The sequence below is a fragment of the Deinococcus sp. AB2017081 genome, from assembly GCF_034440735.1.
In the GTDB taxonomy this organism is placed as follows: Bacteria; Deinococcota; Deinococci; order Deinococcales; family Deinococcaceae; genus Deinococcus; species Deinococcus rufus.
Genome location: NZ_CP140098.1, coordinates 612,541 through 633,365 on the forward strand (window position 1 = coordinate 612,541; position 20,825 = coordinate 633,365).

Annotated in this window: 17 protein-coding genes; 8 read left to right on the forward strand and 9 right to left on the reverse strand. The window is 73.4% G+C overall.

Going from position 1 to position 20,825, the window contains the following annotated elements:
- Positions 1-117 precede the first annotated feature (117 nt).
- From U2P90_RS02970 to U2P90_RS02980, 3 genes are all read left to right on the forward strand, one after another.
- The gene (locus U2P90_RS02970; RefSeq protein ID WP_322473731.1) at positions 118-897 is read left to right on the forward strand and encodes a carboxypeptidase-like regulatory domain-containing protein; all 780 of its coding nucleotides are present in this window, start codon (positions 118-120) and stop codon (positions 895-897) included.
- Entirely contained in the window at positions 894-1,403 is a 510-nt protein-coding gene (locus tag U2P90_RS02975) for a hypothetical protein (protein ID WP_322473732.1), read from the forward strand. Before U2P90_RS02970 ends, U2P90_RS02975 begins: the two co-directional genes overlap by 4 nt.
- 94 nt (positions 1,404-1,497) lie before the next feature.
- Positions 1,498-4,845, forward strand: a complete 3,348-nt coding sequence (locus U2P90_RS02980) for an ATP-binding protein (RefSeq protein ID WP_322473733.1) — start codon at positions 1,498-1,500, stop codon at positions 4,843-4,845.
- A 10-nt stretch (positions 4,846-4,855) separates the two neighbouring features.
- On the opposite strand, the gene U2P90_RS02985 is transcribed toward U2P90_RS02980, so the two are convergent.
- Positions 4,856-5,071, reverse strand: a complete 216-nt coding sequence (locus tag U2P90_RS02985; RefSeq protein WP_322473734.1) for a hypothetical protein — start codon at positions 5,069-5,071, stop codon at positions 4,856-4,858.
- A gap of 129 nt (positions 5,072-5,200) precedes the next feature.
- Here U2P90_RS02985 and U2P90_RS02990 point away from each other — a divergent pair, with 129 nt between their 5' ends.
- Together U2P90_RS02990 and U2P90_RS02995 are read left to right on the forward strand one after the other, a co-directional pair.
- A complete protein-coding gene (locus U2P90_RS02990) occupies positions 5,201-5,383 on the forward strand; it encodes a hypothetical protein (protein ID WP_322473735.1) in 183 nt (60 codons plus the stop codon).
- Positions 5,380-6,645, forward strand: a complete 1,266-nt coding sequence (locus tag U2P90_RS02995) for a hypothetical protein (RefSeq protein WP_322473736.1) — start codon at positions 5,380-5,382, stop codon at positions 6,643-6,645. Before U2P90_RS02990 ends, U2P90_RS02995 begins: the two co-directional genes overlap by 4 nt.
- Before the next feature lie 464 nt (positions 6,646-7,109).
- Here U2P90_RS02995 and U2P90_RS03000 read toward each other — a convergent pair whose 3' ends face one another.
- On the reverse strand, positions 7,110-7,937 hold the full coding sequence (locus U2P90_RS03000; protein ID WP_322473737.1) for a hypothetical protein: 828 nt from the start codon (positions 7,935-7,937) through the stop codon (positions 7,110-7,112).
- Between the two features lie 169 nt (positions 7,938-8,106).
- A complete protein-coding gene (locus tag U2P90_RS03005; protein WP_322473738.1) occupies positions 8,107-9,975 on the reverse strand; it encodes a hypothetical protein in 1,869 nt (622 codons plus the stop codon).
- Positions 9,976-10,168: 193 nt separating this feature from the next.
- On the opposite strand from U2P90_RS03005, the gene U2P90_RS03010 reads away from it, so the two are divergent.
- Genes U2P90_RS03010 through U2P90_RS03020 form a run of 3 tightly spaced genes read left to right on the forward strand, consistent with a single transcriptional unit; the run spans position 10,169 to position 13,585 of the window.
- Positions 10,169-11,539: a multicopper oxidase family protein gene (locus U2P90_RS03010; RefSeq protein WP_322473739.1), complete on the forward strand. Its 1,371-nt coding sequence runs from the start codon at positions 10,169-10,171 to the stop codon at positions 11,537-11,539.
- A 58-nt stretch (positions 11,540-11,597) separates the two neighbouring features.
- Positions 11,598-13,007 carry an FAD-binding oxidoreductase gene (locus U2P90_RS03015; protein WP_322473740.1) on the forward strand — a complete coding sequence of 470 codons (1,410 nt, stop codon included), beginning with the start codon at positions 11,598-11,600 and terminating at the stop codon, positions 13,005-13,007.
- Positions 13,008-13,039: 32 nt separating this feature from the next.
- Entirely contained in the window at positions 13,040-13,585 is a 546-nt protein-coding gene (locus U2P90_RS03020; RefSeq protein WP_322473741.1) for a hypothetical protein, read from the forward strand.
- 617 nt (positions 13,586-14,202) lie between these two features.
- Here U2P90_RS03020 and U2P90_RS03025 read toward each other — a convergent pair.
- The 6 genes from U2P90_RS03025 to U2P90_RS03050 form a co-directional block, all read right to left on the reverse strand.
- Entirely contained in the window at positions 14,203-15,279 is a 1,077-nt protein-coding gene (locus tag U2P90_RS03025) for an aminopeptidase (RefSeq protein ID WP_322473742.1), read from the reverse strand.
- Between the two features lie 123 nt (positions 15,280-15,402).
- The gene (locus U2P90_RS03030) at positions 15,403-16,191 is read right to left on the reverse strand and encodes an SDR family oxidoreductase (protein WP_322473743.1); all 789 of its coding nucleotides are present in this window, start codon (positions 16,189-16,191) and stop codon (positions 15,403-15,405) included.
- 1 nt (position 16,192) lies between these two features.
- The gene (locus U2P90_RS03035) at positions 16,193-16,876 is read right to left on the reverse strand and encodes an RraA family protein (protein ID WP_295816788.1); all 684 of its coding nucleotides are present in this window, start codon (positions 16,874-16,876) and stop codon (positions 16,193-16,195) included.
- On the reverse strand, positions 16,873-18,495 hold the full coding sequence (locus tag U2P90_RS03040) for a DUF885 family protein (RefSeq protein ID WP_322473744.1): 1,623 nt from the start codon (positions 18,493-18,495) through the stop codon (positions 16,873-16,875). The genes U2P90_RS03035 and U2P90_RS03040 overlap by 4 nt, the downstream gene beginning before the upstream one ends.
- Positions 18,492-19,652: a Gfo/Idh/MocA family protein gene (locus U2P90_RS03045; protein ID WP_322473745.1), complete on the reverse strand. Its 1,161-nt coding sequence runs from the start codon at positions 19,650-19,652 to the stop codon at positions 18,492-18,494. Before U2P90_RS03045 ends, U2P90_RS03040 begins: the two co-directional genes overlap by 4 nt.
- Positions 19,649-20,728, reverse strand: coding sequence for a ketopantoate reductase family protein (locus tag U2P90_RS03050; protein ID WP_322473746.1), 1,080 nt, complete (start codon positions 20,726-20,728; stop codon positions 19,649-19,651). Before U2P90_RS03050 ends, U2P90_RS03045 begins: the two co-directional genes overlap by 4 nt.
- Positions 20,729-20,825: the final 97 nt, after the last annotated feature.

A 20,825-nucleotide genomic window follows, 5' to 3' on the forward strand; every position in this document is an offset into this window, starting at 1 on the left:
CACACCGCTTCCGGGCCGCCAATCATCCGCGGGTCACGGTGCCCTCCGTACGCTCCGTGCACTTCCCGGGGGGAAGGCCAGGCTCCGCCCGCCGCGGGACTGGCAGGAGGTGAACCCATGAACGCGACCAGACCCAGACCACGCCACGCCAGACCACTCGCGCCCGTCCTCGGGCTGCTGCTCGCCGGGGGGGCCGCGCAGGCCGCGACCGGCACCGTGCAGGGCCAGGCCCTCGACACCGCCGGCAAGCCCCTGGGCGGCGTGCAGGTGTGGATCAAGCCCGTCGTCACGACCGGTGTCGCCGAGGCCGTCACGGACGGCAAGGGCCGCTACGCGGTGCCGGGGCTGCCGCCCGTGGGCTACCGCGCATACGCGTGGCTGGCGGTGCCGTACCGGGGCAAGACCTTCTGCTACCGCCTCGCGTCGGCAGCGGGCGGAGACGACAGCCCCTTCGTCCCGAACGGCACCCTGACGCGCAACTTCCGCTGGCAGCTGTCGGGCCGCATCCCGGATCAGGAGCCGTACAGCGACCTGGGCTACTACGGCGGCAGCCTGCCGCTGATGGCCGGCTTCGGCCAGGAGCGCTGGGCGACGCAGGACGACGAGATCGAACTCACCCTCACGCCCACCGGGCCGCTCATCGACGGCAGCGCGGGGAAGGTGCTCACGAGAACCGCGCCCGCGCGGGGCATGGCGCTCGACGTGCCCATCGGGACGTACCGCGTGCAGGCGACCTTCATCGCCGCGAGCGGCAAGCGCGAGCCGCTCACCGTCTCCGCGACGGACGGCGACTACGCCGCGCAGGCGACCGTGAACTTCAGGCCCTCGGGGGACACCTGCAAGGGCACGACCGGCGGCGCGCCGGGCCGCGCGTACGTGTACTGGCGGTTCCAGTGAGCCGGGTGCTGCTCGCCGTGCTGGCGCTGGCAGCCGGGGTGGCCGGGGCCGCCCGCCTGCCCGCCAACCTGGAGCCCTTCGAGGCCGAGCACGTGTGCGCCGGCCGTGCGGAGGTGCTCGTGCGGGGCAAGACCGACGACGCCCTGACGAGGAACGCGCAGGAGACCCTGACGAAGCTCGTCGCGTCCCTGAAGCTCGGGGGCGGGGCCGCGTACACGGACTGCCCCGCGTGGCTGAGCTACCGCGCGCACGTCACGGGCGACGGCAACGGGAACACCGTGTACGCCGCGACCCTGAGCCTGATCACGCCGAGCCTGGGCACGTCCGCGCTGCACAACCTGAAGGACGACGAGTTCCCCTACGACGGCGGCTTCGAGTTCGTGACGCTGTGGAGTGGCCTGGGGGCCGGCACCGCCACCGGGGCCGAGAACCTGGCGTTCCGTCTGCGCGCCGAACTGGTGTCGCAGATGGACGACTTCGGCAGCGACTGGAAGGCGAAGCACTAAGCCCGCCCGGCGGGTGGATCTGAGCGGCACGCCCCACAGGCGTGCTGCTACGCTGTGGGCCGGTGTCCGCCATGCTCCACGCGAGTCCATCCCGATGACCGTCCCGGCCCCCGGCGCTGCGCCCGACGGCCCTGACGGCGCTGCCCCCTGGAGCGCCGCCGTGCTTGGGCGGGCGCGGCTCGTGGGGCCGGGCGCGGACGTGCCCCTGGAGCGCAAGGCCGCCGCGCTCCTGACGTACCTGGCGCTGGAGGGCCCCACGCACCGCGCGCGGCTCTCGCTGCTGCTGTGGCCCGAGACGCGTGAGGCCGCGGCGCGCAACAACCTCGTGCAGCTGCTGCGCAAGCTGCGCGTCACGACCGGCCACGACGTCGTGTCGGGCGGCGACGTGCTGTCGCTCGCCCCGGACTTCGGCGTGGACGCCGCGGCGGTGCGCGCGCTCGTCACGCAGGGCCGGCCGGCCGACTTCGCCGCCACGGCCCCGGCGCTGCTCGCGGGGCTGACCTACGACGACTGCCCCGACCTCGACGACTGGCTGGCCGCCGAGCGGGCCCGCTGGGCGGAGTGGCACGTCGCGGCGCTGCGCGAGACCTCGGGCGAACTGGAACGCGCGGGCGACCTCGACGGCGCGCTCGCGTGGGCACTGCGGCTCACGGACGCCGACCCGGTCTCGGAGGACGCGTGGCGGCGCGTGATGCGCCTGCACTACCTGCGCGGCGACCGCCCGGCGGCGCTGCGGGCGTACCGGACGTGCGTGGAGATGCTGGAGCGCGAGTTCGGCTCCGCGCCCCTGCCGGACACGGCCGCGCTGGCCCGTGAGATCGAGCGCGGCGCGGTCGCCGTGCCGCCGCGCCCTGTGGCCGCACCTCCGCTCGCGACCCTGCGGCCCCCGCGGCTGGTGGGGCGGGAGGCCGTGTGGGCCGAACTGGACGCGGCGTGGGCGGCCGGGCAGTGGATCGTGATCGAGGGCGACCCCGGCGTCGGCAAGACGCGGCTGGCGCTGGACTTCGCGGCCAGCCGGGGGGGCGTGCTGGTGTGCCCCGGCCGGCCCGGCGACGCCATCCAGCCGCTCGCCACGACCGCCCGCGCGCTGCGCGCCGTCACCGGACAGCTCGGCCCCGACGTGCTGGAGCCGTGGGTGCGGCGCGAGCTGTCGCGGGTGCTGCCGGAACTCGCCCCGGACGAGCGGCCCGCGCCCATGACCGGCGAGGCGGACGTGCTGCGCTTCCGCCAGGCGCAGCTCGCCGCGTACCGGGCGCTGCCCCCGGCCGTCCTGACGGTCGTGGCGGACGACCTGCAGGCCTTCGATGCCGGTTCGCGGCACGACCTGGACTTCGTGTTCCGCTCGGCCGCGCCGCTGGGGGCCCCCGGCGGCCTGCCGCGGCTGATCATCACGTGCCGGCGCGGCGAGCTGCCCCCGGAAACCGCGCAGACCGTGCAGGGCCTCGTCGAGCAGGGTGTGGCGGTACACGTGCGGCTCCCGCCCCTGCCCGAGACGGAGGGGGGCACGCTCCTCGACGACCTCGGCGTGCCCGCCGATCCCGCGCGGCGCGCGCAGCTGTGGCGGCACGCGGGCGGCAACCCGCTGTTCCTGCTCGAGACCGTGCGTCTGCTGCACGGCACGGGGGAACTCGCGGGCGGCAGCGGGCCGCTGCCCATGCCGGACAAGGTGCGCGCCCTGATCGCCCGCCGCCTGACGGGCCTCTCGCCGCGCGCCCTGCAGGCGGCCCGCGCGGCGGCCACGCTGCAGCGCGACTTCGACCTTGACCTCGTGGCGCAGGTGCTCGGCGCGCCGCTGCTGGACGTCGCGTCGGCGTGGGAGGAACTGGAAACCGCGCAGGTCGCGCAGGGCGAGCGCTTCACGCACGACCTGATCCTGGAGGGGGTCGCGGCCGACACGCCCGCGTCGGTGCGCTCGCTGCTCCACCGCAGCGCCGCCCGCGCGCTCGCCCGCGCGGACGCGGCCCCGGCCCGCGTGGCCCGGCACTGGCAGGAGGGCGGCCGGCCCGCCGACGCCGCCGCCGCGTACACCCTCGCCGCGCAGGAGGCGCGGGCCCGCTACCAGATCCCGGAGGCCGCGCGCCTGTACGGCCTGGCCGCCGAGCTGCACGGCGACGCGGAGCAGGACGCGCCCGCCTTCGACGCCCTGAACGCCCGCCTGACGCTGTTCGACCTCACCGGCAGCGACGCCGCAGGCTTCCGTGCGGAACTGGAACGCCTCGACGGTCTGGCGCGCACGCCCGCGCAGCGCGGGCAGGCCGTGGCACGCCGCGCCGAGTACTTGGGCCTGACCGGCGATCAGGAGGCCATGGAGCGCACCGCCCAGGGCGGCCTGGCGCTCGCCCACGAGGCCGGCGACGAGCGCCTGGAGGCGCGTCTGCAGGAGATCACGGCAGTGGCGAACCTCAAGCTCGGGCGGCCCCGCGTGGCGCTGCCCGCCCTGGAGCGCCTGCGCGTGCTGGGGCAGCGCCTGGGCGAGGTGCCCATGCAGGCGCTCGCCCTGCAGGGGCTGGGGCTGGTGTATCAGGTCTCGTCACCGCGCGACGCGCTCGCCGTGTACCGCGAGGCGCAGGCCCTCGGGCGCGGCAACGACCTGCGCGGGCAGGTCGCGATCCTCACCCGCGTGGCCCACATGCTCGCGGTGCTGGGCGACGTCCGCGCCGCCGAGCGCGGCTACGACGAGGCCCTGAACCTGCTGGTGGGCAGCGAGGGCGTGCTGGACGTGCAGCTGCTCGCGCTGTACGGTCGGGCGTCGTGCCGGCTCACGCTCGGGGAGCCGGGGCGCGCGTGGCAGGACGTGCAGGCGGCCCGGCAGCTCGACCCGGCAGACCACGTGGCGGTCAGCGCGTCCGTGGGGCTTGCCGAGGCCCTGGCGCTGCTCGCCCTCGGGCAGCCCGGCCCGGCGCTGGTGGCCATCGACGCCGTGCTGGCGCACCCGGCCTTCCAGGTGAACCTGCGGCCGCGCGCGCACGCGATCCGCGGCAGCGTGCTGGCCGCACTGGGCCGGACGGACGAGGCGCATGCGGCCTTCCGTGCGGCCGCCGACGACCTCGGGGACGAACCCGGCGTGGGCCTGTACGCCGAGCTGCTCGCCCGCCGGGCCGCCGCCGAGGCCCCGGACGCGCGCGCGCGGACGGCGGCCGAGCTGGACGCCCTGGCCCGCGAGCACGGCCTGCGCGGCTTCGGGCACGCCGCGGCGGTGCACGCCGCCCTCGCCGGGTTCCTGGCCGGCGCGGCGACAGCACTCCCGCCCGCGCCGGAGGAGGACGGCGACCCGGTCTTCGACCCCGGGGAACTCCACGCCGCCCGGGCGCTGGCCGCCCCGGCCCTCGGGCTGGACGCCGCGCCGGAGTGGGCGGCCGCCGACCGCTGGGTGCAGGCCACGCTGCCCACCGTGCCGGACGCCTTCCGGGAGGGCTTCCTGGCCCGGCACACCCGGCGCTGAGGTCGGCCCGTCAGGGCGCGGGCCCCGCGCCGTCCGTGCCCGCACCCAGGTGCTCGGCGAGGAAGGCGAGCAGGCCCTCGGGCGTCGTGAAGTGCCGCCGCGCGTCGAGGTACGGCTGCCGGACGGACGCGCGCCACACCGGGCGGTCGCCGTCGAGTTCGTACCACACGCGCAGCAGGTACAGGTCGTGGTCGCCCGGACGGGCAGGGGAGGGGGGTCGGGTCATGGTCTTCACCTCCAGCGCAGGGTAGGCGACCGGGCGTGATTCACCGCTGATTGGGGCCGCCGTGCGCGCCGGACACGCGCGCACGGGGCAATCACGGGCGGATCATCCTCCTCCCGGTACGGTGACGGCATGACCGCCCTGGATCGTCCCGTCCGCAGCGCGCCGCGGTTCGCCGACCTGCTGTCGCTGCCCCGTCCCGCCGCCCTGTCCCGCGCCGTGACCGGCACCAATCCGCTTGTGCGGCCGGCCGCCACGTGGCCCGCCCTGCGCCCGCCGGAAGGCCTGCGGCCCCTGGCGATCCTCCTGCCGTGAGAGACGCCGCACCATCGGCCCGCCACGCGGGGCCAGGCCCCCGGCCCGCCACGCGGCGACCCCTCCTCCTGACGACCACGCTGCTGCTCGCGGCGTGCAGCGCGGCCACAGCCGCCCCGAGCGCCGGCGTGGCCTACGTGAAGGGCGGCGAGGTGTGGGTGACGGCCGGGCCGGCCCCGAGTGCGCGGCGGGTGCCCGGCACGCGCGGAACCGTGCTGCTGGCCGCGTCGCCCGTCGGCGGAACGCTGGCCGTCCTGACCGGCCCGGCCGGCGCGGACGTGAACGCCGACCGTGCGCCCCTCCTGACCGCGCGCCTCAGCCGGCGGCCGTACACGTCGACCGCCCTGCTGTCGACCGTGGTGCCGGACGCGGCGCTGTCGCGGCTGCCCGCCCGCTGGCTCACGTGGTCGGACGACGGCCGCACGGTGCTGGCCGGCACGGACGCCGGCACGCGCGGCTGGAATGTCGCCACGCGCCGCGCGCTGGGGGTGAGCGCCACACTCTGGCCGCCCTCGACCTCGCTGGACGGCGACGTGACCGCGGGGATCGGGAGCGTCGCCTCGCCCGACGAGCCGGGCGTGCTGCTGTACGGCCCGGGCGCGCGCCCCGGCACCGAGGTGTTCAGCCGGAGCGCGCCGGGGAACCTCATGGCGGCCCTGCGCCGCGAGCCGGCCCTGCGCACGTTCACCGAAGGGCTCGATCCGCGTGCGCAGGCGCAGGACGCCAGCTGGGTCGTCACGCCGCCGCGGGTCACGCGGGACGGGCAGCGCGTGTACTTCGCGACGAACGCCGGGTGGGGCGTGGGCAGCGGCGGCAGCACCACCTCTGCCGTGTTCCAGGTGGGGGTGCGCGACGTGGCGCTGCGCGCCCTGGGCTGGCTCGGCACCTTCAGCGGCAGCGCGCTGGAGCTCCTGCCGTCGCCGGACGGCACCGCGCTGCTGCTCCTGCACACCCGGCACACCAGCAACGCCGAGGTCTCCACGGCCGTCTCCGTCGCGGACGTCGCGGCCAGAACCCGGCGACCGCTGACCGCGCTCGCCGCGCCCGCAGGCCGCGTGACGGTGCTGGCGGGCACGTGCTGGCTCGCCGACGGGCGGCACGTGGCCCTCAGCGCGGCGCAGGTGAACCCGGCCACGCTGAGCGCGGCCACGGCCTTCGTGCCGCCGGTGTCCGCATTCACGCTGCTGGTTGTCGAGGCCCGCACGGGCCGCGTGGTGCAGCGCGTGCCCGGCGCGACCCAGCCCGCGTGCCTTCCGGCCTGACAGCACCGTTCAGCGGCATGGAGGGTGCCCCATGGTGCCGCTGAACCAGGCGGACTCGCAGAGCTGCGAAGCAGAGCGAGTCCCGGACAGGGCCGCGGGTGGATGTGGAGCCCTGGGGCATCTTCTCAGCCCAGGGGCGGAACTGAACACCGCTGTGAGCGCGCTGCGCACCGTTGCCCGGCATCCCCGGCGGTGACGGCCCGTCGATCCCGACGCCCGCCTCCCGGACGCCCTGTACGCGTGGGTGGGCCTGCTCGCCGTGCCCGGCGGGACTGTTCTCGCGGCACTCATGACGGTGCCGGTCATGGCCGTCGCGGGCGCGACCGGCAGGGCCGTGTCCGCTGCGCCGCTCGCCTGACCCCGCGCCTGAACGGCGGCATCACCCTCCGGCAATGGCCGTGGCCGCAGACGGCACAGAGGAACCGGGCCGGAGGGATCACCCCCGGCCCGGTTTCCAGGTTCCGTCACTTCACGGTGAAGGGGCGCACCATGCCGAGTTCCGCGTGGGACTTGCCCTGGTGCGCGGGGCTGGGGATGAAGCACACCAGCAGGTAGTCGCCGGGCGTGAGCGTCAGGTCGGCGTAGTTGGTGCGGCCGGATGCCGCGGCCTGCACGCCGCCCATCGGCATGCCCGCGGGCGCGCCGCCGGTGAACATGGCCATCAGGTCGGCCACGGTCTTGCCGGGCATCATCTTGAAGACCATCATCTCGTGCGGTTCCGGGCCCTTGTTGCTCACGCCCCACACCTGGTGCCCGGCCTTGATCTGTGCGGGGATGTTGATGCCGAAGTCCTCCAGCGTCACGGCGACGTCCGCCCTGGGTTCCGCCGCGCCGCTCGCCGTGTCCGTCACCTGGAAGGCGTTGAGCATCCCCAGCGCGAAGTGCGGCACACCCTTGGCATCGGGCACGAAGCACAGTTCCACGTAGGTGCCGGGCTGGTCGAGGTTCACGGTGACGGTGCCGGTGCTGCCGGGCACCTCGATGCCCACGCCGCCCACGAAGGTCAGGTCGGCGGTGGCCGCCTCGCCGCGGGCCTTGAGGTCGGCCACGAAGCCGTCCACGGTCTGCCCGGCCTTGAGGCGCGCGATCTGGTAGTGGTGCAGTTCCTTGCCGGTGTTGGTGAAGGTGAAGGTCGTCCACCCGGTCGGCAGGGGCGCGCTGGTGCTGAAGGCGTACTCCTTGCCGTTCACCTGCACGGGGGCGGTCATGCTGTGGCCCTGGTGGGCGAGGGTCGTGCTGGCGAGGGCGGCGGTCACGGTGGCGAGGATCAGGGTGTGGATGCGTGCATTCATGGTCGGTTCTCCTTGTCGGTCACGTGGTCGGTGCCGGACGGGCGTCACTGCAGGCGGGTCACCGTGATGGGAGGGGGAGTGCCGCGCGTGCCGGTGGATGGGGGCGGGCGAACGGAGGCGGTGCCGGATGGAGTGGGCCGGCCGACCGGGGCCGGGCGGCCCGGAGCGCTCAGGGCCAGTAGCGGGTCAGGGCGACATCGCTGTTCGAGTCGCTCCGCTCGCCCGCCAGGACGATGCGGGTGGCGGGAATCCGGTCGTCGGGCTGCAGGGCCACGGCGTGGGCGAGGTCGGACTTGCTGCCGGGCGCGACCTTGGTGAGGGTGGTGCCGCCGCTGCCGAAGCCGCTGTCGTTCTGGCCGGTGGCCGTCAGGCGGGTCACGGCGAAGTCCCCGGCGGAGCTGTTCCCCTCGTAGATCCAGCCGCCCAGCACGATCTTGCCGTCGCTCTGCACGGCGACACCCTCGGCGGCGTCCCAGTTGTCGGTCAGGGCGATCACGCGCTTGCCGCCCGTGCCGAAGCTCGGGTCGAGCGCGCCGGCGGCGGTCAGGCGGATCACGGCGGTGTCGTTCTGCGCTGTGCCGGCCACGACCACGCGGCCCTGTGCGTCGGTGGTCACGGCGTTCGCCGAGCCGATGGTCACGCCGAACACGCCCGTGACCCGGCCGCCGCTGCCGAAGCTGCCGTCCAGCGCCCCGGCGGCCGTGTAGCGGGCCACCTTGAAGTCGCCGGTGCCGCCCACCGCGACGATCGCCTGTCCCTGCAGCGTGAGCGCCGAAATGGTGTCGGACGCGCCCGAGGTGCTCATGGACGTCGTGACGGTGCCGCCCGTGCCGAAGCCGGCGTCGAGGGTGCCGGCGGCGTCGTAGCGGGCCAGGGCGAAGTCCACGCCGCTGCTCGCGCTGCCGAAGCTGGCGCTGCCCCCGGCCACGATCTTCCCGTCGGGCTGGAGCACGAGCGCGTTCGCGCGGTCGCCCGCCGATCCGCTGAACGCGGTCGTGACGCGGCCCGCGGTGCCGAAGGTGGAGTCGAGCGCACCGGCCGCCGTGAGGCGCACGAGCCCGAAGCGTTCGCGGTCCGCGGCGTCGGTGGTGCCCCCCGCGACGACCACGCGGCCGTCGGCCTGCACGGCCACTGCGCGGGCCACGTCGGACTTCCCGGCGAAGTCGATCAGCACCTTGCCGCCCGTGCCGAACGTGGGATCGAGCGCGCCGTCCCGCGTGAAACGGGCGACCGCGAACTCGTTGCCCGCGGCCCCCGGGGCCGTGCCGACCGCCACGATCTTGCCGTCGGCCTGCACGGCCACGGCGTTCAGGTAGTCGTCCCCGGCGCTCATGGGCGTGACGCTCACGCCGCCCGCGCCGAAGGTGGTGTCGAGGCTGCCGGCGGGGCCGCGCACGGTGACGGTGACCGTCTTCGAGACATTCCGCGTGCCTGCGCTTCCCTTGACGGTCACGGCGGTGGGCTGTGAGTGCGGGGCGCTCGCCGCCGCATTCACGGTCACGGTGGCGCTCGTCTGTCCCGCCGGGAGGGTGACGGTCGGGGCCGTGGCACCACTCGGCAGACCGTTCAGGGTGACGGCCACGGCGTCCGTAAAGCCCGCGTCGCGCGTCACGGTCACCGTGAGGGACGCGCCCGTGCCGGTGATCACGGGCAGCTTGTCCGCAGACACCGCCAGCGTGAAGCCCGCGGCGGGGGTGGGGGCGGTCACGGTGAGTTCGGCGGGGGCGCTCGTGACGCCTGCAGCGCTGGCGGTCACCTGGGCGCGGCCGGCGGCCTTGCCGGTGACGACGCCGCCGGCGACGGTGGCGACATTCTCGGCGCTGGACGTCCAGGTGAAGGCGGCGTTCGGGACGACCGTGCCCTGGGCGTCGCGGGCGGTGGCGGTGAGGGGGGTGGTGTCGCCGATCGGCACGGTGGCGGCCGGGGGGGTGAGGTCGATGGAGGCGATGGTGGCGGAGGGGGTGGAGCTCCCGCCGCCACCGCAGGCGGTGAGGGTCAGGGAGATCAGGGCGGCGTTGAGCAGGGTGCGTCGTGTCATGGGGGCGTCCTCCTTGCCGTGGGGGCGACGCCACCGTAGATGGGGCGTGCTGATCCGGCAGTGATTGCCGGTTTTCAGCGGTAGGGACGCTGATCGGAGGTGATCTACGCCAGATGGCGGAGGGTTGGTTGCGCGTTGTGCTCACCCGGCGCAATCACGCTCCAATCACGAATGCCCGCGTACGGTGCCGGCCATGAACGCCCGCGCCCTCCTCACCCTCTGCACGCTGCTGGCCGTCGGCACCGCCCCGGCCGTGAGCGGCGGCGTCCCCAGCCGCGACGACCTGATCCGCGCCTTCGTGGCCCGGCCGGTCGGCACCGTGCCCGCGGCGCAGGCCACGGGGCAGGTGCGCGAGTACACGCTGGACGTCCGCACCGTCCGCACCGAGGTCTCGCCCGGCGTGACCGTGGAGCAGTGGGCCTTCGGCATCCCGGGCCAGCCCGCGACCGTGCCCGGCCCGGAACTGCGGGCCCGGGTGGGCGACCTCGTGCGGATCACGCTGGTGAACACCCACACGCAGCCGCACACCCTCCACCTGCACGGCATCACGTCCCTGGCGCAGGAGATGGACGGCGTGCCGCACACCAGCGCCGCCATCCTGCCGGGCCAGTCGTACACGTACGAGTTCGTGGCGACCGAGGCCGGCACGCACGCCTACCACTGCCACATGCAGACGAACCTTCATCTCGACATGGGCATGTACGGCGCGCTGGTCATCGAGCCGCGCGAGGGACAGGCTGTGCCGTGGACGGGCGAGCACACCGTGATCCTCGACGAGTGGGACAGCCGGCAGAGTCCCGATGCCGCCGTGCACGACCCGCACCCGGATCTGTTCCTCGTGAACGGCCGCACCTTTCCCCTGATCCCGGACGTGCACGTGCCCGAGGGCCAGACGGACGTGCTCCGGGTGATCCACATGGGCGCGGCCCCGCACAGCCTGCACCTGCACGGCCACGCCTTTCTGGTGATCGCCAAGGACGGCCACGACCTCCCCGCCCCGTACGCTGCCGACACGCTGCCGGTGCTGCCGGGCGAGCGCTACGACGTGCTCGTGAAGGGCCGCGACGGCACCTTCCCGCTGCACGACCACAACACCGCGCAGAACGTGAACCGCGGCGAGTACCCCGGCGGGCAGCACCTGATGGTCACGGGCGGCCCCGCCCGGCGCGCCGACGGCACGTCCGCGCCAGTCCCCACCCCGGGCAGCGCCGGGTTGCTGGCGCATGACCACGCCGCACCGCCCGCCGCACCGGCGGCCGAGGCTCCCGCCCGGCACGACCACGCCGCGCCCGCCACCCCGGAGGTGCCCGCGGGGAGCGCGGTCATCCGCATCTCGAACTTCGAGTACGCGCCCGGCGACCTGCACGTCGCGGCCGGCCAGCGCGTCACGTGGATCAACGCCGACCCCGTCATCCACCACGTCGTCCTGACCCGCGACGGCCGGGACGAGGTGCATGAACTCCCCGCCGGCGGTTCCTTCACCGTGACCTTCGACCGGCCCGGCGAAGTCCGCTACCGCTGCCAGCCGCACCCGTTCATGCGAGGGGTGGTGCACGTGAACTGAGCCCGCCCTCCCACCACACCGTCCATCCGACCCGCCCTCTTGCCCCAGGAGACCGATGATGAACCACTACCAGCCCGCGTTCGACCACTTCACCACCACCTTCCACGGCACCGTCATCCGGCGCGGACAGGACGGCCACGACGCCGCCCGCGAGGTCTGGAACGCCGCCGGCCGCGACCTGAGCCCCGTGCTCATCGCGCAGCCGCACGACGCGGCGGCCGTGGCGCACGCCGTGCGCTTCGCCAGAGGCGTCGGCCTGCCCATCGCCGTGCGCAGCGGGGCCCACAGCCCCGCCCTCCTGGGCACCATCGACGGCGGCCTCGTCATCGACCTCTCGGCCCTGACGGCCATCGACATCGACCCCGCCACGCGGCGCGTGCGCGTTCAGCCGGGCCTCACGTGGGGCGAGGTCGCCGCGGCCCTGCACCCGCACGGCCTGGCCATCACCGCCGGAGACGTCGCCACGGTCGGCGTGGGCGGTCTCACGCAGGGCGGCGGCATCGGGTGGTTCGTCCGCAAATATGGCCTCGCCATCGACCGCCTGCGCTCGGCGGAGCTCGTGACCGCCGCGGGCGAGCTCCTGACCGTCAGCGAGACCGAGCACCCCGAGGTGTTCTGGGCGCTGCGCGGCGCGGGGGCCAACCTCGGCGTGATCACCGCGCTGGAGTTCGAGGCGCACCCCGCCGGCATGATCTACGGCGGGATGCTCGCCTTCGACGCCAGCGACCCCGCCGAGGGCGCCCGCCTGCTGACCACCTTCGCCCGCCTCGCGCACGACGCGCCGGAGGCGCTGACCGTGCAGGGCCTGTTCATGGCCGCGCCGCCCGCGCCCTTCGTGCCGCCACACCTCGTCGGCCGGACGATCTTCGCCGTGGCGAGCGTGTACAGCGGCGACGTCGCGTGGGGCGACGCGGTCATGGCCCCGTTCCGCGCGCTGGCCCCTCTGCTGATCGACCTGACCGGCCCCATGCCGTACCCGGCGATCTTCCAGCTCACCGACGATGCGGCCGTGCGCGGCTTCCGGCACGCGATCCGCTCGGGCTTCCTGGACGACGTGAGTGACCACGCCGCCCGGCAGCTCGCCACCGAGGTGCAGATCATGCAGCCCGGCCAGATCGTGCAGCTGCGCCCCCTGGGCGGTCAGATGGCCCGCGTGCCCGCCCACGCCACCGCATTCGCGCACCGCGCCGCACGCTTCGTGCTGATGGTCGGGCAGGCCGTGCCCGAAGCCGGCCTCGATCCCCTGGCGCGGATGATCGTCGACCGCATGTTCGCGCCCTTCGAGGCACACGTCACCGGCCTGTACGGCAACTTCGCCGGCCTCCAGGACGCGCACCCCGAACGCGCCGCGTACCCGGCCGGGCACCGCGAGCGCGTCGCGCGGGTCAAGGCGCAGCTCGACCCGCACAATGTCTTTGCCCGCAATGTCAACGTCCGCCCGCACGTCGCCGAACGGGCGCTGGCGTAGGCCGCCCGCCGTCCTGCCCCCCGGAGACCCGCATGATCCTGTTCACGCCCCTCCCCCCGCAGTGCACCGTGGAGCACACCCCGGAGCGCATGGCCCGCCTCGACCGGCGGTTCGCGTGCCCGGGCGCGTGGCCCGCCGACCCCACGCTGCTCGTACAGGACTGCGCGCGCGTGCTCGGCGCTCACCTCACAGTTCGCACGGCCGCGGGCCAGTGGCACGGCGATCCGCTCGCCCCCGCGGCCACGCCGCCCCTCACGGAGCCCGAGTGGCTCACGGCGCTGTGCCTCGGCACGCTCCCGACCGTGCATCTGGCGCCCGCCCATCTGGAGGCCCTGCGCGGGTGGACGGCCGGTGTGGTCACGGTGTTCGGGAAGGCCGGCCCTGATGGCGCGCCTCGCGTCGCCAGGGTGCTCAACCTCGGCGTGTTCCTCGACCGGGTGGAGCTCGACTTCCTGCTGGACGGCGGCCTGACCGGCGTGGGCGTCCTGTGTGCCCACCGGGTGGAGGGCGGTGGCCACCTCACGCTCTGGCGGGCCCAGCGTCCGGCCATCGGCCGGAGCGCCGCATCCTGCCCATGACCCCGGTGACCCGGTTCCGTTCGCGCCGTCGTCGATGACTGCTCCGTGCCGCCGCGGTCGGATCGGCCGGGGCTCGGAGTCGGCGTGGGAAGCGGAAAACCGCCTGGCAGCTGCTTCGTGTCGGTCGGCAGCAGGATCCACACCTGCCCCGCTGGCGGCGTCCGGCAGGGAGAACGCAGTGCGCCGAACGGTGGGAACGCGGGATGGCAGTGTGCCGATCAACCACAGGCGCGTGGGCAGGCCATCCGGTCACCCGGGGGCCGGTGTCCGCCCGGTTCCCTTCGGTGGCGATCCGGATGGAGCGTCCTGGCCGCCAATCTCACCAGATTGGCGCGTCCCGGTGTCCCCCCGTCAGGTGTTGCATCGGTTCTGCTCCGGATCAGCAGCCCAGCGGATCGAAGTCCTCCAGACACACCACGGCACCCCCGATCCAGACGGGGGTGCCGTGGTGTGCCGTGGCCTGATAACAGAATTCAGAGGCATCCCTGGGTTCCCTCCCTGCCTCTGAATCGAGCGGAGCGGGCACCTGCAGGAGACCGCGGTTGCACGTGGAGGTCAGGGGCATCTGTGTGGCCCCTCAACGGAACGGAACACCGCTGTGAGATGGTGGCCAGCCCTCACACGAACTGCCCGTTCACCTCGAACGGCTCACCGTCCAGGCTCAGGGTGCCGCCCTTGCGGAGGTCGCAGATCATGTCCCAGTGCACGGCGCTGCGGTTGGTGCCCCCGTTCTCGGCGTACGCCTGACCGACCGCCAGGTGCACGGTGCCGCCGATCTTCTCGTCGAACAGGATGTTCATGCTGGGGTGCTGGATGCCGACGTTCGTGCCGATGCCGAGTTCGCCCAGATAGCGTGAGCCCCCGTCGGTCGCCAGCGCGGCGCGCAGCACGTCCTCGCCCTCCTCGGCGCGGGCCTCGACCACCTCGCCGTCGTTGAAGGTCAGGGTGATGCCGCGCACCACGCGCCCGCCGTACAGGGTCGGCAGATCGAAGTGCGCCACGCCGTTCGCGCTGCGCTCCAGCGGCGCGGTGAACACCTCGCCCGAGGGCATGTTGCGCCTGGCGTCGCTGTTGCTCCAGGTGCGGCCCCTGACGCTCAGGTGCAGGTCGGTGCCCTCTGAAACGAGGTGGACGTCGTCAGCGGCGGCCAGGCGCCCGATCAGCCCCGCCTGGAAATCGCGGATCTCGCCCCACTTCTGCACGGGATCCGGCGTGTCCAGGAACATCGCGCGGGCCACGAAGGCCTCGTACTCGGGCAGCGTCATGCCTGCCGCCTCGGCCCCGAAGGCGGTCGGGTACAGGGTCAGGTTCCAGCGGGGATGCAGCGTGCTCATGGCGACGGGAGCCTGCGCCGCCCGGTGCCGCGCCGCGCGGGCCACGTCGATGTCCGGGGCGGGTGGCGTGGGCGTCAGGATGCGGATCGAGGCGTCGAGCGCGCGGGCGTCCTCGATCTCGACCGGGTGGAGCGAATCCAGCACCTCGTCACTGGCAAAGCGCTGGACGTCCTCGGTCTGGGCGGGGTAGCTCAGGCGCACCACCGGCCGCGCACCGCGCTGGAGCAGCACGCGGTGCAGCGCCTCGATCAGCGGCAGGGCCAGGGTGCTGCCGGACACCAGCACGCGGTCGCCGGGCCGGGCGGTGACGCAGTAATCGGCAAGCAGGACGGCGTGCCGTTCGGGATCGTAGGTCGTCATGGGATACCTCGTGGGGGTGGGAGTTGAAAGGTCTGAGGGTCAGAGGGTCTGAGAGCGGCGCGTCAGTCGGCCTGTTCCCTGAGACCCCTGGCATTTTCGACCCTCAGACCCGGCCTCGGTTCACTACAGCGCCGTGACGGCGCCGCCGTCGACGAGCAGGGTGCTGCCGTTCACGTACTGCGCGGCTGGCGAACACAGGAACGCGGCGACCCGGCCGAACTCGTCGGGGGTGCCCAGGCGGCCCATGGGCACCTCGCGCTCGGAGGCCTCGCGCACGGCCTGCCACGTCGTGCCCCGGCGGGTGGCGGCGGCCTCGTCGAGCTGCTGGATGCGTTCGGTCAGCACGCGGCCGGGCGCGAGGCCGTTCACCTGGATGTTCTCCGGGCCGAACTCCACGCTCAGGGATTTGAGCAGGCCGTGCACCGCCGGGCGCAGGGCGTTGGACAGCGTGAGGTTGTCCAGCGGCCGCTTCACGCTGCTGCTCAGCAGGGCCAGGATGCGCCCGCCGCCGCCGGCCTTCAGGTGGGGCAGGGCAGCGGTGATGCTCCGCACGACACTCATCAGCGTGAGCTGGTAGGCCGTGGCCCACTGCGCCTCTCCCAGGGCACTGAAGTTCCCCGGTGGGGGGCCGCCCGCGTTGCACACGAGGATCTTCAGCCCACCCAGGTCGCGTACGGCCGCGTCGATGAAGGTGCCCAGGCTGTCGGCGTCCGCGACGTCGGCGGCGTAGGCGAGGACAGCGGTGCCGGTGTCCGCCTCGATCCGCCGGGCGGCGTCCTGGGCGCGTTCCAGGGAGCGTGAGCACAGCGCCACGCGGGCGCCCTCGCGGGCCAGGGCGCCCGCGGTGGCGTAGCCGAGGCCCGCGCTGGCGGCGAGCACGATGGCCGGCTGGTCTTGCAGTCCAAGCTCCATGTCAGACGTGCCCGTACTTGGCGAGGACTTCAGGCAGGGTGGCCCCGGCCTCCAGATCGGCGCGGATCGAGCGCTCCTTCTCGGTCAGGGCCTCGGCGCGGGTCAGCACGTCCTCCACGACCTCGTGCGGGATCAGGATCGCGCCGTCCACGTCCGCGAGGATGAAGTCGTCCGGCCGGACGCGCACACGCGCGCTGGTCGCCCCCGGCAGGTAGATCTCGACCTGCCACGCGTTGACCTCCCAGCGGCCGATGGACTGCACCGGCGTGCGGTAGCGGGTGTAGACCGGGAAGTCCATGCGGTCGAGCCACTCGATGTCGCGGATGCCGCCGTCCACGACCGCGCCCACGCAGCCCCGGTACTGCATGCCGCGTGCGATCAGCTCGCCGAAGAAGCACACGCCCTCGGCCCCGCCCCCGCTCCACACGCTCAGGTGGCCGGGGGTCAGGCCGCTGACCGCCTCCATCTTCTTCGGGTCGCCGGTGCCGGGGTAGGGCGTCATCTGGCCGCGGATGGTGTAGGCCCACCCGCCCATCTTCTCCAGCCGGGCCTTGATAGGCCACAGGTCGCTGGACAGCCCGCAGTCCGGCAGGCCGAGTTCGTCGAGGACATCCGCGACGTTGGCGGTGTCCACCTTCAGGAAGCGCTCGCGCAGGGCGAGTTTGCGGTCGGCGGTGAGGGTCATCTGGAGGCTCCTGGGGGGAAGGCGGCGCGCAGCTCGTCGGCCACCACCGTGGCGGGCGCGTGGCCGTGGGCGAGCAGGGCGTCGTGGAAGGTTTTAGGGTCTAGGTTCAGCTCGGCGCGCAGGGCCTTGATCGTCTCGGTGCCGAGCCAGTACATCAGCCGGCTGGCGGGAAACATGGCGTTGCGGGTGGTCTCCGCCCAGACGCGGGCCGGGGCGAAGTGGGCGCGGTCACGGTAGAAGGCGCGGGCCTCGTCCAGCGTCCACTCGCCCAGATGCATTCTGATGTCCACGATGCACGACGCGGCGTTGCGGCGCTCGAACTGGAGCAGCAGCAGTTCCTCGGCGGGCGTGTAGAAGCCGGGGGCCTCGGCCAGCAGATCCTCGGCGTAGCACGCCCAGCCCTCGACCATGGTGCCGGCCCCCAGCAGGGCGATGCCTGAGGCGCAGTCCGTGCCGGCCACACGGGCCAGGACAGAGTCTGCGGCCCGTGCCCGCGCGTTGTGCGTGTGGTGCCCGATGCTGCCGTGGTGGACGGCGTGGACGAGTTTGACGAACGAGCAGTTGTTGGCCCGCAGGTACGCGGCCTGATCCGCCCCCGGCGGCGTGACCCAGTACACGCTGCCGTCGCCGGGCCGCAGCGGGGCGGGCGAGCGGTAGAACAGGAAATACAGGTCGCCCGTTCCCTCGGCCCACTCGGGCAGGAATCGGAAGTCCAGGCCGTAGTCGGCGGCAGGGGTCAGCAGCGGCCGGGCGGCGTCGAGCGCCTGGTCATGCAGGTTGCGGTAGGTGCTCAGCATGCGCTCCGGCTCGGGGCTGAGCTGCTCCAGCCGCGCGAGGTGCTCCGTCCACGGCAGGTCGCCGGGCAGACGCGCCGCGCGGGCCTCCAATTCGTGCGTCAGGCGCTCGAAGGCCTCGGTCGCGCGTTCCAGCGCCTCGCGTGGCCCAAACGGCAGGGCATGCGTGACCCGCATGAGCAGGTCGAGATGTTCCTCACCGCACGCGACCGGGGCATCGGGGCCGGCGAGATCCTCTGAAAAACTGAGCAGGGCGCGGGCCGCGCGGGCAGCGGGCAGACGCAGCGAATCGTCCCACAGCGGATGCTTTGGCAGGCCCGAGGTGAGCAGGTGGGCGGTCGCCCGCGCCTCCCGCCGCGCCCGCTCCGCGACGTCCTCCGGGCGGGCGCGGCCGTGCAGGTGGGTGCGGCCGTGTGCCAGGAACGCGGGGATCGCCTCCAGGCGCACGCGCAGGGCATCACGCGTGTCCTGTGCCTCGCCGGCGTGGCCGGGCAGTAGCAGCGAGACCACGCCGAAGGCGGCCTCGCCCGTGTACCACGCGGGGTTGCGCTGGCGGGGGGCGCGGCGCTGCTCGGCCATGACGGTGGTGAGCTGCGCGTCCAGCATCCGCGCGTCGATGCGGGCGGCTGGCGTGGCTGGGGCTTCCACCTGTCCCAGTTCGCCGCGCAGCGCCGCCAGGGCCGCGAGTTCGGCCTCGATGCTGCCGGGCCCGGCGGGCGGCAGCTGGTGGTCGTGACCGCCCACTCCCATGAAGGTCGCGTCCACCGGCCGGTACTGGGCGTGCACCTTCAGGTAGGCGCGGGCCGCGTCGTGCGCATCGCTCACGCGCGGGCCTCCTCCGGGCGGTGCTCGGCCGGATACAGCGGCAGCTCGACCCAGCGGCGCTCGCGGTGCGACTGCACGATCGCGTTCACGGCCTCCTGGCTCTTGGCGCCGTCGTAGAAGGTGCACTCGGCGGGCGTATCGTCCAGGATCTCGTCCACGAAATGCCGCACCAGGTTGCGGTAGTACAGCTCCGGCCACGGCGTGTGCAGGGTGGTGCCGGGTGGCAGGGCGCTCTCGGGCAGGGTGATGGGCTGGAACTCGACCGCGTCGGGGGTGGCGAAGCGCAGCGTCTCGGCCACGCCGTTCTCCTCGACGAGCCGCGCGACCGCCGCGCCCTTGCTGCCGTACACGCGCAGCTCCACGCCCGGATAGTTGCCCACGGCGATGTACGACGTCTGCAGCATCCCCTGCGCCCCGCTCGTGAACTCGGCCAGCGCGACCGTGCCGTCCTCGACCTGGATGCGTTGCAGGCCCTCGTAGCCGCGCACGACGCGTTCCGGGACGAAGTTGCGCATGCTGCCGATCACGCTGTGGTAGTCCCCGGCGCACCAGCGCACGAGGTCGATCAGGTGCGAGCCGTAGCCGACGATGGACGAGGGAATCAGCTCATTGAAATTCGCGCCCTGCGGTACCTGGCGCAGTGGGTACTGCGGATCGAGGAACTGCGAATTCTGCTCCAGGCCGTGCACATGGAAGATCTCGCCCAGGGTGCCGTCCTGAATCCACGCGTGAATCTGCCGGATCGCGGGCGAGTAGCGGAAGGTGAAGCCAAGCTTGGTGCGGACGCCGGCCTTCTCGGCCTCGCGGGCGGCCATGAAGGCGTCGGCGGCGTCGTGAGCCAGGGGCTTTTCCGACAGCACGTGCTTGCCCGCGCGGATGGCGGCGAGGCTCAGCGGCAGGTGGGTGTCGGTGGGCGTGCACACGTCGACCATCTGCACATCGGGGTCGGCCAGCAGGTCGCGGTGGTCAGTGTACACGCGCTCGATACCGAATTTCGCAGCCATCGCGTGGGCGCGTTCGGGCACGGTGTCGCAGATCGCCACCAGCCGGGCGCGGTCGTAGGCATGGTAGCCGGGCAGGTGAGCGGATTCCGCCCACGCGTGCGCGCCGATGACGCCGACGCCAAGTCGCTGTCCTGATTCCGGTCGGCCGCTCACGGCAGCGCCTTGCCGATGCTGTTCACGTAGCCCTCGAGCTCGATGATGTTCTGGAAGCCCAATGGACGTTTGCCGTCCTCGATCTCGTAGATCATCTCGCACAGCTTCGCGTTGAGGCGCGAGTCGGCTCCGGCGCGTTCGGCATACGTCACCAGCTTGCCGTTCGACGAGCGCACCTCGGACGGGCGGTTGCGGTACACGATGTCCCACCAGATGCCCGAGCCCTTCTTCTTGAACTGGTGCGTGGCCGGTTTCTGATCCTTCTTGAGCAGCCAGATTGCGTGCTGGATGTTCGCCAGCAGCCTCCCGGTGTCCTCGGGGGTCTGCGGCTTGTAGTTCGCGGGATCGAAGAAGTCGAAGGCCTCGACGGTGATGCCGTTGGCCTCCGCGATCTCGAGCGCCTCGCGCACCACCGCCCCGGCCACGCGGGCGTAGCGCTCCACGCCCAGCGTCTCGGTCACGGAGGCGTCGGCCAGGGCGCTGAAGACCACCTGGGCGCTGTAGACCTCCTTGGCCCAGATCTGGCCCCAGATGTTGTCGGAGAGCTGCACCTCGGTCAGCGCACCGAGCATGGCGGCAAGTTCAGACAGGCGCGGCGTGCGCTCTCCGGTCATCTCGCCGAGCTGGATCGGCCCCTCGTGCACGAACTCGATGTAGCCGGGATCGACGAGCGCACCGCCGTAGTTGGGGATCGAGCCCATGACGCGCTCTGCGCCGCCCAGACCGGCCGCCTCCAGCCGCGCGATCAGGTCGGGCTCGTTGAAGCCGTTCTGGTACGACACGACGAAGGTGTCCGGGCCGAAGTGTGGCAGGACGCTCTCCAGCGCCTCCAGGGCATGCTGCGACTTCGTGGCGATCAGCACAGCCTCCAGCGGCCCTTCCAGCTCGTGGGGGTGCAGGGCGTTGACGGTGAAGTGCCGCTCGCCGCGCACGCCGTCCACGCGCAGGCCGTGCTGCTTCAGGGCGTCGATGTGCTCGGCCCAGCGGTCGACCAGGGTCACGTCGTGGCCGGCCTCGGTCATCCAGGCGCCGGCGAGTCCGCCGATGGCGCCCGCGCCGATGATGGTGATCTTCATGGAAACTCCTGGAGGAATCGACGGTGATCTTCGGATCAACCGGGGGAGGCGAGGAGTAAGGGAGGGGTGGAGTGAAGAGGTGACGTTGCCCTACAGG